This window comes from Blastomonas fulva (genome assembly GCF_003431825.1).
GTDB lineage: Bacteria > Pseudomonadota > Alphaproteobacteria > Sphingomonadales > Sphingomonadaceae > Blastomonas > Blastomonas fulva.
This window is the reverse complement of sequence record NZ_CP020083.1, coordinates 2,641,069-2,657,841: the sequence shown is the minus strand read 5'-3', so window position 1 is coordinate 2,657,841 and position 16,773 is coordinate 2,641,069. Positions and strand designations below refer to the sequence as shown.

Genomic DNA, 16,773 nt, shown 5'->3' with positions numbered 1-16,773 from the left:
TGCGCGGGGATGACGAGCGATCCTTCCAAACCTGCAGACATAGGCCAGCTAAGACTCAACCTTCAAAGTTATCCGCAATCCACTGATTCAAAAGGCGAACGCCATAGCCGGTTGCACCCTTGTCCCACACCGGGCCGGGCTTGTCGGCCCAGACCATGCCTGCGATATCCAGATGCGCCCATTTGACGCCGGGCTTGATGAACCGCTGCAGGAACTGCGCCGCGGTGATCGATCCGCCGCCGCGCGGGCCGACATTCTTGATGTCGGCGATCGGGCTGTCGATCAGCTTGTCATAGGCCTTGCTCAACGGGAAGCGCCACAGCGGATCGCCCGCCGCCTTGCCCGCCGCGGTCAGCCTGTCAGCCAGGCCGTCGTCGTTGCTGAACAACCCGCCATGCTGGTCGCCCAGCGAGATGATGATCGCGCCGGTCAGCGTCGCCAGATCGACGATGTATTCCGGATCATACTGCTCCTGCGCCCAGTGCAGCGCGTCGCACAGCACCAGACGGCCCTCTGCATCGGTGTTGATCACCTCGATGGTCTGGCCGGACATGCTGGTAACCACGTCGCCGGGGCGCTGCGCGTTGCCATCGGGCATGTTCTCGACCAAGCCGCAGATGCCAATCACGTGCGCCTTGGCCTTGCGCCCGGCCAGCGCCTTCATCGTGCCAGCGACCGCGCCTGCGCCGCCCATATCCCACTTCATGTCTTCCATGCCGGCAGCAGGCTTGATCGATATGCCGCCGGTATCGAAAGTCACGCCCTTGCCGACCAGAACGACGGGCTTGGACTGCGCATCGCCGGTGCCATTCCAGCGCATCGCGATCATCCGGGGCGGCCGCACCGAACCCTGCGACACGCCGAGCAGCGCGCCCATGCCGAGCTTTTCCATCTCGTCCTGGCCCAGCACGGTGATCTCGACGCCCAGCGCCTCGAGCGGCTTGCAGCGTTCGACGAAGCTTTCGGGATAGATGATGTTGGCAGGCTCGGTGACCAGTTCGCGGGTCAGCGCGACACCTGCGGCAATCGCTGCGTGGTCGGTCCAGCCGGCCTGCAGCCCCTTGGGACCACCGATCACGGCGATCTCGCCCAGCGTCACCTTCGACTTGGCAGGAAGCTTGGTGCGGTACTGGTCATGCGACCAGCTGCGCAGGTCCGCGCCGAACAGGAACTGTGCGGCAGCATCGCGGTTGGTGGCGATCGCGCCATGGGTCATGTCCACCGCCAGCGATTCGACGCCCGAACGCTGGTATTTGGCGACCAGCTGGCCGCCGGCTCGCTCCATGTCGGCGCGCGCGCCGGCGCCGGTGCCCACAAGCGCGACCCGCAGCGTCTTGCCGCCCTGGCTGACGAACACGTCGAACACTTCGCCCGCGCCTGCCTCGAACCGTGCCGCCCTTGCGCCATCGCGCACCACCTGGCCAGCATCGAGCGGCAGGTTCAGACTGGCAAGCTCATCCTTGGCAACCGGAAAGGCAACCACGGCATAACTATCGGCAGACGCGTCAAAAACTATCTTCATCAAGGGATCCCCGAGCGGCAGGCGGCGCTGCCTGGTTAATCGATTATGCACCATATCGCCTCTATGCCATGGCTTTGAGGCGGCAGATGGCTGCGCCCGACATATCGGTGCTGCAGCCAGACTTGCAAGCGATAGGACAGGTTCATCGTGTTTGCCAGCATTTGCCGCAGCGTTACACGGGCTGTCGAAAGCGGTTTGCAGTTGCGTCATCGCAGTGCGATAGGGCCGATTCTGGCGAGAGGCCGGTCGACGATTCTTGACCGCGAGCCCCACCGGATAGAGCGATGGATGGACGGCTTGCAGGTTAAACGGGCATATCTTCTGCTGGGATCAGCTTTGCTGACAGCCAATGCGGTGCCTGCCATGGCAGCGGATCAGCAGGTGTGCACGCGCACCAGCTATCTGCTGGGCGAGAACCTGACCTTCAACCGCAAGGACATCGTGCAATATGCCGATGCGCAGGATGATGCCCCCGGCGTCAGCGGCGCGCAGCCCGAGGCCGAGCAGGTGATCGAGTTCACCGCCGACCGGCTGGATTATGACAGCAACGCCGACGTCGTCACCGCGACCGGCAACGTCCTGCTGGTCCGCGCCGACCAGTCACTGGTCGCCGACAGCGTCACCTGGGATCGCAAGTCGGGCGAGGTCCGCGCCAACGGCGAGGTCCAGATCACCGACCCGGAAGGCAACAAGCTCTACGGCGATTCCATCGAGCTTACCGAGACCATCCGCGACGGCGTGATCGAGAACATCCTGGTGGTGCTCGAAGCCGGTGGCCGGATGGTCGCCACCCGCGGCGTGCGCGACGATGGCGTCATCACGCTTGAGAATGCCGCCTATTCCGCCTGTCTGGTCGAAACCCCCACCGGCAAGCCCAAGAACCCGAGCTGGCAGCTGCGCGCGATCAAGGTCGTCTACAACCCCGTCGACAAGCGCGTGCGCTATCAGGGCGCGCGCCTGGAGCTGTTCGGGCTACCGGTGATCCCGATGCCCGGCCTCAGCCACCCGGTTGGCGAAGGCAGCGGCGGCGGCCTGCTGGTTCCCGACATCCGCTTCAGCCAGGCCAATGGCGTGCAGTTGAGCGTGCCCTATTACTTCAACCTTGCGCCCAATCGCGATCTTACGGTGACCGGATCGGTCTTCACCGAGGCGCTGCCGATGGTCAACGCGACCTATCGCGCGCTGACCGATCGCGGCGCGTATCAGATCACCGGCTATGCGACCGCAGGATCGCGCATTCCAGTGGGTGCAGGCGGAATCGCAGCGGACAGCCAGGATGACTTCCGCGGCTATTTCGACGCGACGGGGCGGTTCCAGCTCAGCGAGGCGTGGAGCGTCAGCGGGTCGATCCGGGCAGTCACCGACCGCACGTTCCTGCGGCGTTATGATGTCAGCCGCGACGACCGGCTGCGCTCGACCGTCGAGGCCGAGCGGATCGGCCCCAACAGCTATTTCTCGCTCGCCGGCTGGGCGACGCAGACGCTGCGAGTCAACGATCCGCAGGGCCAGGTGCCCATCGCGCTGCCGGTGGTGGACTGGCGGCTGCGCTTGCCCGAGCAGGTTGCCGGCGGCAAGGTCGAGTTCCAGATCAACACGCTCGCCATCACCCGCACCGCCGGGCAGGACACGCAGCGCGCCTTCGCTCAGGCGCGCTGGGACCTGCGCCGGCTGACCGGGCTTGGACAGGAATTCACGCTGACCGCGCTGGCGCGCGGCGACGTCTATAACAGCAGCGACAACGCGTTGACCAACACGCTGATCTATCGCGGCGAATCCGGGCTGCAGGCGCGCGCCAGCGGATCGGTGGCAGCTGACATGCGCTGGCCTTTCGTCGGCGAGGCTTTTGGCGGCACCCAGGTGCTCAGCCCGCGTGTCCAGGTCGTCGCGACGCCAACGACCGGCAACCTCGAGCTCCCCAACGAGGATTCGCGCGCCGTCGAACTCGAAGATAGCAACCTGTTCGCGCTCAACCGCCTGCCCGGCTATGACCGGTTGGAAGAGGGCGTGCGGGTCGTCTATGGCGTCGAGTGGTCGCTGCAGCGCCCCGGCATGCAGCTGAACGCCGTGGTCGGGCAAAGCTATCGCTTCGATGACGAGCGCGATTTCCTCCCCGAAGGCACCGGGCTGGGCAACCGCACCTCCGATGTCGTCGGACGGTTCGACCTCAAGCTGCGCAACTTCATCCGCTACACCCACCGTTTCCGGCTGGACAAGGACAATCTGGCTGTGCGCCGCAACGAGGTCGACATCACCGTGGGTGGTCGGCAGACCTATGCCCAGATCGGCTATCTGCGCCTCAACCGCGACATCGGCCCCGAGGTCGAGGATCTTGCCGACCGCGAGGAACTGCGCGTGGCAGGCCGCGTCCGCTTGGCGCGCTACTGGTCGGTGTTCGGCGCGGCGGTGGTCGATCTCAGCAATGCCGAGGAAGACCCCCGGTTGCAGTCCGACGGATTCGAACCGATCCGTACGCGGCTGGGCGTCGCGTATGAGAATGACTGCCTGGAACTGGGCGTCACCTGGCGGCGCGACTACATCCCGGTTGGCGATGCGCAGCGCGGCGATACCTTTCTGCTGCGGGTTGCCTTGCGCAACCTTGGCTTTTAAGCCCAAAGGCGATATTCACCGCCCCGCTCATCCACGGTTAACGGAAAGATGGGCACAGGGTCGCTTTTCTCCATTCAGGAAGATATGAGCTTGCACGCATTGAACACCATCGCGATCCGTACCCGTCAGCTGGCGAAAAAGACGCTGTTGCTGTCGCTGATTGCGGGGATCTCCTTGCCCGCAATCGCCCAGACCGTCAGAGACGACGCGGCCCCGCCCGAGACCACGCTCGACGTGCCCGAAGGTCTGACGATCTTCGGCAAGCAGGACCCCAATGTCCGCCGCGCCACCGCCATCGTCAACAGCGAGATCATCACCGGGACCGATATCGACCAGCGTGTCGCGCTAATCCTCGCCGCCAATGATGCCCCCGTTTCCGAAGAGGAGCGCGCGCGGCTGCGGCTGCAGGTGCTGCGCAACCTGATCGACGAGACGCTGCAGATCCAGGAAGCCGCGGCCAACGACATCACCGTGGAAGAGGCGCAGGTCGAGCGCACTTATGCGCAGGTCGCTTCGCAGAACTTCCGCCGCGACACCACCGCGCTGGACAAGTATCTCGACAGCATCGGCTCGTCGTCGCGCTCGCTTAAGCGGCAGATCCGCGGCGAGCTTGCCTGGCAGCGGCTGCTGGGGCGCAACGTCACGCCGTTCATCAACGTGTCCGAAGAGGAAGTGAAAGAGGTCATCGAGCGGCTGAAGGCGTCCAAGGGCACCGAAGAATTCCGCATCGGTGAAATCTATCTGTCGGCCAATTCGCAGAACCGTACCGAAGTCGCCCAGAATGCCACGCGCATCGTCGAACAGCTCCAGCAGGGCGGATCGTTCGTCGCTTATGCCCGCCAGTTCTCCGAAGCCTCGACCGCTGCGGTCGGTGGCGATCTGGGCTGGCTGCAGCTTGGCCAGCTTCCCCCGGCGCTCGCCGTGGTCGCGCGCGACATGCAGGTCGGTCAGCTCGCCGGACCGATCGAGATCCCCGGCGGCTTTTCGCTGATGTATCTTATCGACAAGCGCCAGATCCTCACCGCCAACCCGCGCGATGCGCTGCTGGGGCTCAAGCAGCTTTCGATCGCCTTTGCGCCCGGCACCACCGAGGGTGAAGCGACGCGGCGTGCGTCCGAGTTCGCCTCGGCAACGCGTGCGATCAAGGGCTGCGGCTCTGCCGACGAGATCGCCGCGAAGCTTGGCGCGACGGTGACTAACAACGATCAGGTTCCGGTGCGTGATCTGCCCGCGCCGCTGCAGGATACGCTGATCGCGCTGTCGATCGGCGAGGCGACCCAGCCTTTCGGATCGGTCAAGGATGGCGTGCGCGTGCTGGTGCTGTGCGGCCGTGACGACCCGCAGACCGAGGGCGGCCCCAGCGCCGAACAGCTGATGGCCAATATGGAAGAAGAAAAGGTCAACCGCCGCGCGCAGATTTATCTGCGCGATCTTCGCCGGGACGCGGTGATCGAGTACAATTGATGCTGCCTGCGGACCTTGTCCGGGCGTGAGCGGGTTGCTGGCCATATCCGCCGGTGACCCCGCCGGCATCGGCCCCGAGATCATCGGGAAAAGCTGGCAGGCGCGCGACGAACACGGGTTGACCCCGTTCTTCGCGATCGGCGATCCGCGCGCGTTTGCAGGCGTGTGGAGCGGCCCGATCGCGGTGATCGACACGCCGTCGGATGCGCCCGCGCACTTCGCCACCGCGCTGCCGGTGCTGCCGGTGATCGACAGCGGCGTTGTGGTTCCCGGCCAGCCCGATCTGGATGGTGCGCGCTGTGCGTTGCAGGCGCTGGAGATGGGCGTGGGTCTGGCGCGCGCCGGCACCGCCTGTGCCATCGTCACCGGCCCGATCTCCAAGATCCAGCTGCAGAAGGTCGGCTTCAACTTTCCCGGCCAGACCGAGTTCATCGCCGAAGCCTGCGGCGTGGCGCGGCAGAATGTCGCGATGCTGCTTGCAGGCCCGTCGCTGCGGGTGGTGCCGATCACCGTGCATATCGGCATCGCGCAGGTGCCCGCCGCATTGTCCATTGACCTGATCGTCAACCGCGCGCGCGCCGCCGCCAAGGGCATGGCGCGCAATTTCGGCATCGAAAGCCCACGCCTTGCTATATCGGGGCTCAACCCGCATGCAGGCGAGCAGGGCAGCATGGGAAGCGAAGAGGCCGAGATCATCATTCCCGCCATCGACCAGCTGCGCGCGGAAGGGTTCGATGTCGCAGGGCCGCTGCCCGCCGACACGATGTTCCACGCCGCCGCCCGCGCCCGCTATGATGTCGCCTTGTGCCAGTATCACGACCAGGCGCTGATCCCGGTCAAGGCACTGCACTTCGACGATGCGGTCAACATGACGCTCGGCCTGCCGATCGTGCGCACCTCGCCTGACCATGGCACCGCCTTCGACATCGCCGGCAAGGACCGCGCCAGCCCCAGCTCGATGATCGCCGCGATCCGCATGGCGAGCGCCGCCTGGCAGCACCGCAAGACATACGAAGGCTGATGCGCAATCCCGTGACGGCCCTGCCCCCCTTGCGCGATGTCATCTCGCGCCATGGCCTTGCCGCCAGCAAGGCGCTGGGCCAGAATTTCCTGCTCGACGAGCAATTGCTCGACCGGATAGCCGCAGTTCCGGGCGATCTCGATGGCCAGGATGTGCTCGAAATCGGCCCCGGTCCCGGTGGCCTGACCCGCGCGCTGCTGCGCGCCGGCGCCAGGGTCACCGCGATCGAACGCGATCGCCGCTGCCTTCCCGCGCTTGCCGAACTGGCAGACGCTTTCCCCGGCCAGTTGACGGTGATCGAGGGCGACGCGCTCGAACTGCCGCTGGGCCAGGTGATGCCCGGGCCCTGCCATATCGTCTCCAACCTGCCCTATAATGTCGGCACCGCGCTGTTTGTCGGCTGGCTGGGGGGCAAGGCCTGGCCACCGCAATGGCTCTCTTTGACGCTGATGTTCCAGCGCGAAGTTGCCGACCGCATCGTCGCTGCCACCAACGACGATGCCTATGGCCGCCTCGCCATCCTCAGCCAGTGGCGCTGCCATGCGCGGCTGGCGATGAAGGTCCACCGCAGCGCCTTCACCCCGCCGCCCAAAGTGATGTCGGCGATCGTCCACCTCACCCCGGCGCCGATGCCCGACGGCGTCGCACCGTCGCGGCTCGAGGCACTCACTGCCGCCGCATTCGGCCAGCGCCGCAAGATGCTGCGCCAGAGCCTGAAGGGTCTGCCCGGCGCATTGGCGGCACTCGAAAGCGAGGGCATCGACGCCTCGCGCAGGGCCGAGACCTTGAGCGTGGAGGATTTCGTCCAGGTGACCAAGGCGATGGACGCGGGTTAGGACGCTTCGGCTGCACGACGCCCAGCGCCGCAAATCGATGCAACCCCCTTCCCTTTCCGTGCAGGTAAGCTAGCATTCCCTCCAAACCCGCGCAGCCCGGCATCAGACCTGGGCGCGGCGGAACGGATGAGGAGCTTTGAGATGTACGATCTGATCATTCGCGGCGGCACTATCTATGATGGCCTGGGCGGCGCGCCTTTTGTCGGCGATATCGCGATCAGCGGCGATACCATTGCCGCAGTGGGATCGGTCAGCGGCCCCGCGCGCGAGGAAATCGACGCAAGCGGCCACATCGTCACCCCAGGCTTTGTCGATATCCACACCCATTATGACGGCCAGGCGACTTGGGATGACGTCATGGCGCCTTCGTCCTGGCACGGCGTCACCACCGTGGTCATGGGCAATTGCGGCGTCGGCTTTGCGCCCGCTGCGCCCGACAAACACCAGTGGCTGATCGGCCTGATGGAAGGCGTCGAGGACATTCCGGGCACAGCGCTTGCCGAAGGCATGACCTGGGATTGGGAAAGCTTCCCCGAATATCTCGATTCGCTCGAGAAGCTCCCGCGCACCATCGATATCGGCACCCATGTGCCGCATGGCGCGGTGCGCGCCTATGTGATGGGCGAGCGTGGCGCGCGCAACGAAGAGCCGACCGACGCCGATATCGCCGCGATGTCGCGGATCGTCGAGGACGGTCTGCGCGCAGGGGCACTCGGCTTTTCGTCTTCGCGTACCGTCTTGCACAAGTCGATCGACGGCGAGCTGGTCCCCGGTACCACGGCGACTGCGAAGGAACTGATCGGCATCGGCCGCGCAATGGGCAATGTCGGCTATGGCGTGTTCGAAATGGCGTCCGACCTGGTACCCGAATGGAACGAGTTCGACTGGATGACCGCTTTGTCCAAGGAGACCGGGCTGCCGGTGACCTTCGCCATGCTGCAATCGCCGATGAAGCAGATGACATGGACCGAGCAGATGGCGGCGTGCGAGCAAGCCAACCGCACTGGCGGGAATGTCGTGGCGCAGATTTCACTGCGCGGCACCGGCGTGGTGATGAACTGGCGCGGCACGGTGCACCCGTTCGTCCAGCGCCCCAGCTGGCGCGCGATCGCAGAACTTCCCTGGGATCAGCAGCTCGCAAAGCTCAAGGATCCCGCGTTCAAGGCGCAGTTGCTCGCCGAAGACAATCTGCCCCCGCCCTCGCTCGATATCGCGGCGCTGTTCATGCTGGTGACCGCAGGCTTCGCGCTGCAGTTCGCGATGCACGATGATTTCACCTACGAGCCAACCCGTGATGACAGCATCGCGCTGCAGGCGGACGCTGCAGGCAAGGACGCAGCGGAATTTGCCTATGATGCGCTGATGGCGGATGACGGCAACGGCTTCATCTATCTGCCCATCCTCAACTACCAGGACGGCAATCTCGATTTCATCAAGGGCCTGCTCGAGCGCGACGACACCGTCGTGTCGTTGTCCGATGGCGGCGCGCATTGCGGCACCATCTGCGATGCTGCTGCCCCCACCTTCCTGCTGAGCTACTGGGCGCGCGACCGCAAGGCTGGGACGATCCCGGTGGAGCTGGCGGTCAAGCGCCAGTGCCATGACACGGCACGGCTCTATGGCCTCAACGATCGCGGAGTGCTGCGGCCCGGCTATCTCGCCGACCTCAACATCATCGATTTCGCGGCGCTGCGCCTCAGCCGCCCGTGGCTGGCGTTCGATCTGCCGGCTGGCGGCAAGCGGCTGCTGCAGAAGGCGGACGGCTATGTCGCGACGATCAAGTCGGGCGAGGTCACCTTCCGCAACGGTGAGGTGACCGCCGCGCGCCCGGGCGGGCTGATCCGTGGCCCGCAGAATGTCGAGCAGCGGGTAGCAGCGGAGTAACCCGCCCGGCGCCCGACGATCAGAACGGCTTCACCGTGCCCAGGAAGCATATCCCGGCAATGGTGATCCAGTAGACATAGGCCATCAGGCGGCCATAGCCGATCTCCCGCGCCAGCGCGGCCTCCTGCGCGGGATCGGGGCCCAGCGCCAGCGCCCGGAAACGCGTGGTCCAGCGCCGCATGATCCAGCGCAGCCCCAGCCCGATGCACAAGGTGAAGCCGTAGAGCGTCAGCTTGGCGGCATACCAGCGCATCCCCTCGCTCGCCTCGAAAGGACCATGTCCCAGCAGCGAGGAAATTCCGGAGATGAAGATCGCGGGGATCAGCAGATAGCGGATCGCCTCGTCGGCCTTGGTCAGCCTGATGCCTGTGTCGGTTTCGCGCGCGAAGAACGCCCCCCAGCACAGCCCCAGCCAGCCCGCGACGAACAGCCACATCGCGGTGAGATAGCCACCGCCAAAGGGCTGCAGGCCATAGATATTCCCCATGTGCAGACCCAGCGGCAACAGCAGGATGATCCCCGTGCGCGCCAGGATGTCGATGCGATAGGCGGTTTCCATGTGCCTCCTGCGCTCGTCGAGCGACAGGGCGGGGTTGGTGACATTGTAGCTCGACTGAAAGACGCCCCATTCGCCCCCCAGCCAGTACACCATGGCCAGGATATGCACCCAGCGCAGCACGAGAACTTCTTCTATCACCCTATCCCCCCGATTTGTTTGATTTGCCTCCAGCCCGCCATCAGGGCCGGGTCAGTGCCTCGACCACATCCATGATCGGCGGATCGGGATGCTCCATCGCTTCGACCTCCTGCTGAAAGCCGCGCATGATCCGCGCGATATAGGCGCGCGTCGCCTCGCCGCGTTCGTGCCCGGTGGCGCGGTCGGGGGCATACGCCTCCACATCCTCGCGTCTGAGACTGCCGCCGGCCTCGAGCAGCCGCTCGACCGTATCCAGCCGTTCGCGCGTCGCGGACAGTTCTGATGCCAGCGCCAGCGTCAGCGAATAGAGCCGGTCGACCGCAGGCTCGTCGAAAAATGCGGGGCGGCGGCCCTTGGCGCGCGCGCCCGAGCGCTCGATCCAGTCCCGTCCCTCGGTCATGCCGCCATCTCCTGCGCCCGAGCAGGCTTCCACGCACCATAGGCGTTCCAGATAGCCGCGCGGCCATAATCCTCCGACGCGCCATCGGGCGACGGCGGGAAGATCGACGGATCGACCACCGCGCGCACGCCGACGGAAAACTGCTCCGCCTGATCAAAGCCCGCCTCTTCCATCGCCTGCTCCATGTTCACGCCATGCATCGCCGACCAGAATGGCTCATTGTTGTTGAAGGCGTCCCAGTCGCGCATGAACTGTTCGAACAGCGGCATATCCGGGCCATATTGCGGCTGCTCGACATGCAGCATCAGCCCGCCGGGCTTGAGCACGCGGTACGCCTCGCGAAGGATACGCGGCAACGATGCGGCGGAAAGCTCGTGCAGGAACATCGTGGTCTGCACCCAGTCGAAATGATCGTCGGCAAAGCGCGACAGGTCCTCGCCATTGGCCTGAACGAAGCGGATGTTGCGCACTCCCAGCCCCGCCGCGCGCGCTGCTCCATAGCGCAGGCTGGGCGCGGCGGTGTCGATCGCGGTGACCTCCGCATCGGGATAGCCCTGCGCGATCGGCACCGCATTGTGGCCAATGGTGCACCCGATATCGAGGATCCGCCCGGGTGACCAGCCGGGCCGGTTGGCCTTGGCCCAGGCGACCACCGCCTGCCCGCCGCCATCGTTGAGAGCGCCCAGCGCGCCGCCGGTGGTGGCGAACAGCCCGACATCATAGTTCGCCCCGACCGTGACATCCCCGGGCCGTTCCTCGCCATGATAGCCGCCGGGCTGGCAGTGGATGTCGACGCAGGTCTGATATTCGGGCTGGACGATTCCGGAATCGAGCTCGAGCTGGCCCGAATGCTCGTTGTACTGGCGCGCCTGCGCGTCGAGCGCGTCGAGCTGGCGCAGCACCGCCTGGCGGCCGTTCATCTGCCGCATCTCCATCGAATTGCGCTTGAGCGCCGACCATGTGCGGTGAAACGGATCGCGGTTCATCCCCTCACGTATCTCGTCGCGGTGCTGCGGATCGCGACCGTGCTCCGCGCGAAAGGCGGGCAGCACGCGGGCATCATAGGCCAGCTGGTTGCCCCGCCCCAGCGTGCCGGACACATAGCGGTTGAAGTGGGTCAGGAAATTGAACCGAGCAGCCTCGTCGTGGCTGGTGCGCGGCATCATCGGGTGGCGCATCAGCGCAGTATATGCGGGTGGAAGATCGCTGGTCATCGTGTCGGGCCTTTCCATCGGGCCGGAAGCGGCAGCGCACTCCGGACTTCGGGCTCACCAATATCGTCACGCCCCTTCCCTGCGCCGGGTGCCGGAGGAAGCGATCTGACACGATAATTGTACGGACAACTTTGCGATCGGGATTTGATCCCGGTCAAAATTCGGCCAAGAAAATGATGCGCTGAAACGCCTAGGCGGTACGTCCGCTCCAGTCGCGTACTGCGGCATCCAGCACGGTCATCGGCATCGGCCCGGATGCCAGCACCAGATCATGAAAGCCGCGCACGTCGAAAGCTGAGCCTTGCGCCTTGCGGGCGGTTTCGCGCGCGGCAACGATGGCATTGGCGCCAACCTTGAAGCTGCACGCCTGGCCGGGATAGACCGCGTAGCGGGTGACCTCGCGGTCGGTCGCCTCGGGCTGCTCGCCTGCATTCTCGACCATCCATGCGACCGCCTGGGCCTTGGTCCAGCGGTGGTGGTGCAGCCCGGTATCGACAACGATCCGCGCCGCGCGGAACAGGTTGGACTGCAGATAGCCGATCCGCCCGAAGGGATCGTTCTCATACACTCCCAGTTCGTCGGCGACCTGCTGCGCATAGAGCGCCCAGCCCTCGGTATAGGCCGAAAAGCGCACGATGCGGCGGAACAGCGGCAGCGCGGGCGCATGCGCTAGCGCGCTCGCCTGATAGTGATGCCCCGGAATGCCCTCGTGATGGGTCAATGTCGGCAACCGCCAGGTGACATGCTCGCCGGGATTCTTGAGGTTGAGCGAATAGACCCCGGGCTGGCCAGGCGCGCCTTCGGAATAGAACGCACCCGGAGCGCCCGCCTCGATCGCCGGGGGAATGCGACGCACGACGATCGGATTGATAGTCTGACTGTTGAACGCGCCTGGTAGCAGCGCCTTGATCGTGTCGAGCTGCTGCGTGGCGAGCGCAACCAGCGCGTCGCGCCCGGCATCATCGGCGCTGACCCGGAAGCGCGCGTCGGTATTGAGCGCGGCGATCCGCGCGATCACGCTGCCCTGTATCAGCCCCTGCTTGCGCAACAGCCCGTCGATCTCGGCGGTGATCGCGCGGCATTGCTCCAGACCGATGCGGTGCAGTTCGCCGGGCGATGTATCCACCGTGGTATTTGCTCGCACCGCTGCGGCATAATAGGCCTCGCCGTCAGGCAGCTTCCACACGCCCGCGCGGTCGTCCCCCTGCGGTGCCAGCGCCTCGAGCGCGGCGATCTGGCGGCTGAGCGCGGGCTGGATCTCGTCGCGAAAGACGGCGAAGGCGCGTGCGCTCACATCGCCAAGCTGCTGCGCGCGGATCCGCTTGAGCGCAGGCCCAATCAGCGCGGAATCGCCCGGCGCGCCATCACGCAATCCCTTGATCTGCGCGATGGTGCGCACGAGAACGAAATCGGGCGGGATGACGCCGATCCCGGCATCATGGCGGATGCGCTCGCTTTCCTGATTGATCGCATGCGCAAAGGCCGACAGCCGGCTGAGCCACGCGTCCACATCACCTGCGGTCTCAATGGGGTGACGGCTGCCGATGAAGTCCGGCAACCAGTAATAGGCGCCGTTCATCTGGCTGACGACATAGGGGCTGGGCCGCAGATTGCCGTCGACATAGCCATAACGGCCAAGAAGATCGGCCAGCGTCTCATAGACATAGCGCGCGACGGCATGGTCGAGCCTGGCGCGGGGCGACAGCGCGCTCACATTGATGCTGTCCAGATTGGCAAGCGCCACCTTGATCGCCGCACGATCGGTTGCCCGCGCCGCCATCGAGCGATCGTCGAGCCGGCCGCGCAGCGCCGCATTGGCCCCGACATCGAAATTGCTGCCGGTCGCCTCCTCGGGCGATCGCCGCAGAAAGGCCTCGCTGTGTCTCTGCAACAGCGCGGCAAGCGCGCTATCCGCGCTCAGGCCCTGCGCCAACAGGGCTTCGGGCACGATGCCCGCAAGACCGCTCGCCGCGGCCATTCCCATGAAGCCCCGGCGATCGATCATTGTCCTGCTCCAAAATGCTGTTCGGTCCTGTCCTGGAATAAGCCAAGGGGACGGCCGCGACCAGAGCCGTCCCCTCGGGCGATGTCAGAACTTGTAGCCCAGGCTCGCGCCGAAGACGCGGAACGAAGGCTCGACCTGTACGCCGCTGTAGAACGCCTTTTCATAGGCATTGGCATAGAAATCCGCCTTGAACAGGTTCTCGACGAAGATCACCGCGCGGATGTTTTCGTCCTCGATGCCGAGGCGCAGGTTGACGTTGTGATAGCTGGGGCTTTCGAACGGTTCGCCCGCGACGTTCTGGTAGAGATAATAGAAGGGGTTGGAGATCATCGACGAGCGGAAATTCCATTCCGCGCGCGCAAAGGCCTCGAACCGCTCGCCGATCGGCACGGTATACTGGGTCTGCGCACCCAGCGTCCACTGCGGCGCGTTGGTGAGGTCCTCGCCCGAAATGTCGATGATCACGCCGTCGATCAGCGCATTGGGATAATCGACATATTTGGTCTTGTTGTATCCGACATTGCCGCTGAGATTCCAGTTGTCGGTCAGCCGCGCGTCGAAGCTTGCTTCGATACCATAGCTTTCCGCCGAGGCCGCGTTGGCGATGCCGCTCACCCCGCGCAGCAGCCCCGTGGCCGGATCGATGAACTGGAAGCGGATGGTCTGCTGCACATCCTTCCAGTCCATGTAGAAGGCGGTGATGTCGACCCGCAGACGGTTGTCGAACAGATTGAACTTCGAGCCGAATTCATAGTTCCACAGCGTTTCGGGCGTGAACTCGTTGGTCAGCGCTGCGCTGTTGGTGGTTTGCGTGCCGCCCGACTTGAACCCGCGCGAGGCGGTGGCGAAGAACATGAGATCGGTGTTGGGCTTGTAGGTCAGCGTGAACTTGGGCGACAGATCCTCGAAATCGGCAGCGCGGTCGTTGTTGCCGGTGACGATCGTGTTCGACCGGGTCTGCGAGACGTTGGTGACCTTTTCCCACGAATAGCGCAGGCCCGCGGTGGCGGAGAACTGTTCGGAGAAGTTGACCGTGCCCTGCGCGAAGATCGCGAAATAGCGGCTGGAGCTGTTGCCGTCGGCGCCTGTCACCTCGAGCCCGCTGCAATTGCCCGCCCGTGCAGCAGGACACAACGGGCTGGCCGCGCCGTGGAAGGTGGACTGGTCGCTGACGCCGGTGTCCTTGCCGAGCGACGTGCCGATACTCCAGTCGAACACCTGTGTGCCCGTCGATTGCAGCCGCAGTTCGCCGCTGGTCGACTTGCGGGTGAGCACCAGGTCTTCATAGAAGAAGTCGCGGCTGCCGCCATCGACATCGCCGAAGTTGAACGAATCAGCGACAAGATGCCCACCGACCGCCGTCAGCTCTGCAATGCCGAAATCCCACACCGCGCGGGTGCTGAAATATTCGAACTTGGTGCCGACGCTTTGCGGGCGGTTGAAGTTCACGCGGCTGTTGTTCTGCGGGAAGAAGCCGACGCCATCGGGATCGCCGATCAGCCCGGCGGTCCTGCCATAATAGACCGAGGCCCAGGTGCGGGTGACGAAGCCGGTCGGCACGCCGTTGCGCATGCCCACCTCTTCATCCGAATAATTGTACATGAAATCCCAGGTGAGATCGTCGATCGGAGTGAAGCGCAGCTGGACGCGGCCCGTATAATATTCGCTGTCGTTGCCGCCGCCGATCCGGTTGATGTTGCGGATATTGCCGTCGGACTTCTCGAACTGGCCCGATGCGCGCAACGCGAGGACACCGGGGATGATCGGCACGTTGATCACGCCCTGCGCACGCTTGGTGTCGAAGCTGCTGTACCCGACCTCGAACTCGCCCTCGAACCTGTCGACGGGCTTCTTGGTGATGACGTTGATCGCGCCGCCCACCGCGTTCCGGCCGAAATAGGTGCCCTGCGGCCCGCGCAGGATCTCGATCCGCTCCAGATCGACGATCTGCGGGTTGCTGGTGCCCGCCGCGACGTTGAACTCGTCGACATAGAAGGCGTAGCTCGACTGGCGCACATCGGCAAAGGGGTTGAGCTGGTTCGAGATGCCGCGGATCGCGAGATCCTTGCGGTCGCGCGAACCGTTGGACTGGAAGCTGACATTCGGCGTCATCGCGAAATAGTCTTCGACGCTCTGGATGTTCTGGTTCTTGATCGTCTCGGCGCTGAGCGCGGTGATCGCGATCGGCACATCCTGCAGGCTCTGCTCGCGGCGCTGCGCGGTGACGACGATGTCGTTGGCGCCCACCGATTCCTCAGCCTCCTGGGCATAAGCGGGCATGGCCGAAAGACCTGCGATCAACGCCGTTGCGGCAGCGCTGATGGTGAAACGGCGAGCGCCGCGCGTGCGATAGATGCTGTATGTCATGTCAAAACCCCCTCTTCGCCGGCGGTGATATCCGCCGGTTCCAATGATCCAATCCTCTCCGAAGTCGCAGCTTTAAGGTGTCAGTCCGTCCAGCACTGGGCGTCGAGCGGGTCTTTGCCCGCTTCGAGCGTGTGCCGCACCAGAACGATCGAGGCGATCTTGCCGCCCTTGAGCTCTGCGTGGCCTGCCGCGAGCGAGCAGCCCGTCTTGCCATCGCGCCGCGAGCGGATGACGTGATAGGTGTACACGCGGTCCTTGGCCTCGAAGACATCCTTGAACGGCACGACGATCTCGACATCGCCGCCGCCCGACTGGATCTTCTGGAAATGGGTCGCCCACTGGTCCACGCCGTTGATGACGGTGCGACCTTCGAGCACCAGAGTGGCTTCAGGCGTGAAGAACTTGGAGAAATTTTCGGGCGTATAGGCACCGGGCGTCTTGAACGCCTCGTTCCACCAGATGAACATTTTCGAGACGATATCGGTCGCGGGCTTGTCCTGCGCCATGGCGGGCGTCGCCATGCCAAAGGCGACGACGATGGAGGCGACGAGCAGCGTTTTCTTCACATGAGGCTCCCTGTAATTTTGTTGCTTGATCGGCGACCGATTGACCGTGCCGTTACGTGAAGTGTCCGTCAGTTGAAGCGTTGTTTCAACAACATTGTAAATCCGCTTTCGTTGCGCTGGATGCAAACTAGACGCGATATCGTTGGACTGGCCGAGCCAAACTGCCTCCCACGGAGAAACAGCTGCGTCT

The 16,773-nt window shown here is 64.7% G+C and carries 12 protein-coding genes; 5 read left to right on the top strand and 7 right to left on the bottom strand.

The window, feature by feature from the left end:
- Window positions 1-55: 55 nt before the first annotated feature.
- Window positions 56-1,522 carry a leucyl aminopeptidase gene (locus B5J99_RS12610; protein WP_054133070.1) on the bottom strand — a complete coding sequence of 489 codons (1,467 nt, stop codon included), beginning with the start codon at window positions 1,520-1,522 and terminating at the stop codon, window positions 56-58.
- A gap of 363 nt (window positions 1,523-1,885) precedes the next feature.
- On the opposite strand from B5J99_RS12610, the gene B5J99_RS12605 reads away from it, so the two are divergent.
- From B5J99_RS12605 to B5J99_RS12585, 5 genes are all read left to right on the top strand, one after another.
- Complete coding sequence (locus B5J99_RS12605) at window positions 1,886-4,129, top strand: LPS-assembly protein LptD (protein ID WP_245991613.1); 2,244 nt, start codon at window positions 1,886-1,888, stop codon at window positions 4,127-4,129.
- A gap of 84 nt (window positions 4,130-4,213) precedes the next feature.
- On the top strand, window positions 4,214-5,593 hold the full coding sequence (locus B5J99_RS12600) for a peptidylprolyl isomerase (RefSeq protein ID WP_083231305.1): 1,380 nt from the start codon (window positions 4,214-4,216) through the stop codon (window positions 5,591-5,593).
- 25 nt (window positions 5,594-5,618) lie between these two features.
- Entirely contained in the window at window positions 5,619-6,614 is a 996-nt protein-coding gene (gene pdxA, locus B5J99_RS12595) for a 4-hydroxythreonine-4-phosphate dehydrogenase PdxA (protein WP_117352566.1), read from the top strand.
- Window positions 6,615-6,625: 11 nt separating this feature from the next.
- Window positions 6,626-7,450, top strand: a complete 825-nt coding sequence (gene rsmA, locus B5J99_RS12590; RefSeq protein WP_117353492.1) for a 16S rRNA (adenine(1518)-N(6)/adenine(1519)-N(6))-dimethyltransferase RsmA — start codon at window positions 6,626-6,628, stop codon at window positions 7,448-7,450.
- Window positions 7,451-7,591: 141 nt separating this feature from the next.
- The gene (locus tag B5J99_RS12585) at window positions 7,592-9,334 is read left to right on the top strand and encodes an N-acyl-D-amino-acid deacylase family protein (protein ID WP_117352565.1); all 1,743 of its coding nucleotides are present in this window, start codon (window positions 7,592-7,594) and stop codon (window positions 9,332-9,334) included.
- 19 nt (window positions 9,335-9,353) lie between these two features.
- On the opposite strand, the gene B5J99_RS12580 is transcribed toward B5J99_RS12585, so the two are convergent.
- From B5J99_RS12580 to B5J99_RS12555, 6 genes are all read right to left on the bottom strand, one after another.
- Window positions 9,354-10,031 (bottom strand): hypothetical protein, encoded by a 678-nt coding sequence (locus B5J99_RS12580; protein WP_211337822.1) that lies wholly within the window; start codon window positions 10,029-10,031, stop codon window positions 9,354-9,356.
- A 40-nt stretch (window positions 10,032-10,071) separates the two neighbouring features.
- Window positions 10,072-10,431: a hypothetical protein gene (locus tag B5J99_RS12575; RefSeq protein ID WP_117352564.1), complete on the bottom strand. Its 360-nt coding sequence runs from the start codon at window positions 10,429-10,431 to the stop codon at window positions 10,072-10,074.
- Window positions 10,428-11,645, bottom strand: a complete 1,218-nt coding sequence (locus B5J99_RS12570; RefSeq protein ID WP_117353490.1) for a class I SAM-dependent methyltransferase — start codon at window positions 11,643-11,645, stop codon at window positions 10,428-10,430. The genes B5J99_RS12575 and B5J99_RS12570 overlap by 4 nt, the downstream gene beginning before the upstream one ends.
- A gap of 190 nt (window positions 11,646-11,835) precedes the next feature.
- Window positions 11,836-13,650, bottom strand: a complete 1,815-nt coding sequence (locus tag B5J99_RS12565; RefSeq protein WP_117352563.1) for a DUF885 domain-containing protein — start codon at window positions 13,648-13,650, stop codon at window positions 11,836-11,838.
- A gap of 84 nt (window positions 13,651-13,734) precedes the next feature.
- On the bottom strand, window positions 13,735-16,017 hold the full coding sequence (locus B5J99_RS12560) for a TonB-dependent receptor (RefSeq protein WP_117352562.1): 2,283 nt from the start codon (window positions 16,015-16,017) through the stop codon (window positions 13,735-13,737).
- A gap of 80 nt (window positions 16,018-16,097) precedes the next feature.
- Window positions 16,098-16,583: a hypothetical protein gene (locus B5J99_RS12555; RefSeq protein ID WP_245991612.1), complete on the bottom strand. Its 486-nt coding sequence runs from the start codon at window positions 16,581-16,583 to the stop codon at window positions 16,098-16,100.
- Between the last annotated feature and the right edge of the window lie 190 nt (window positions 16,584-16,773).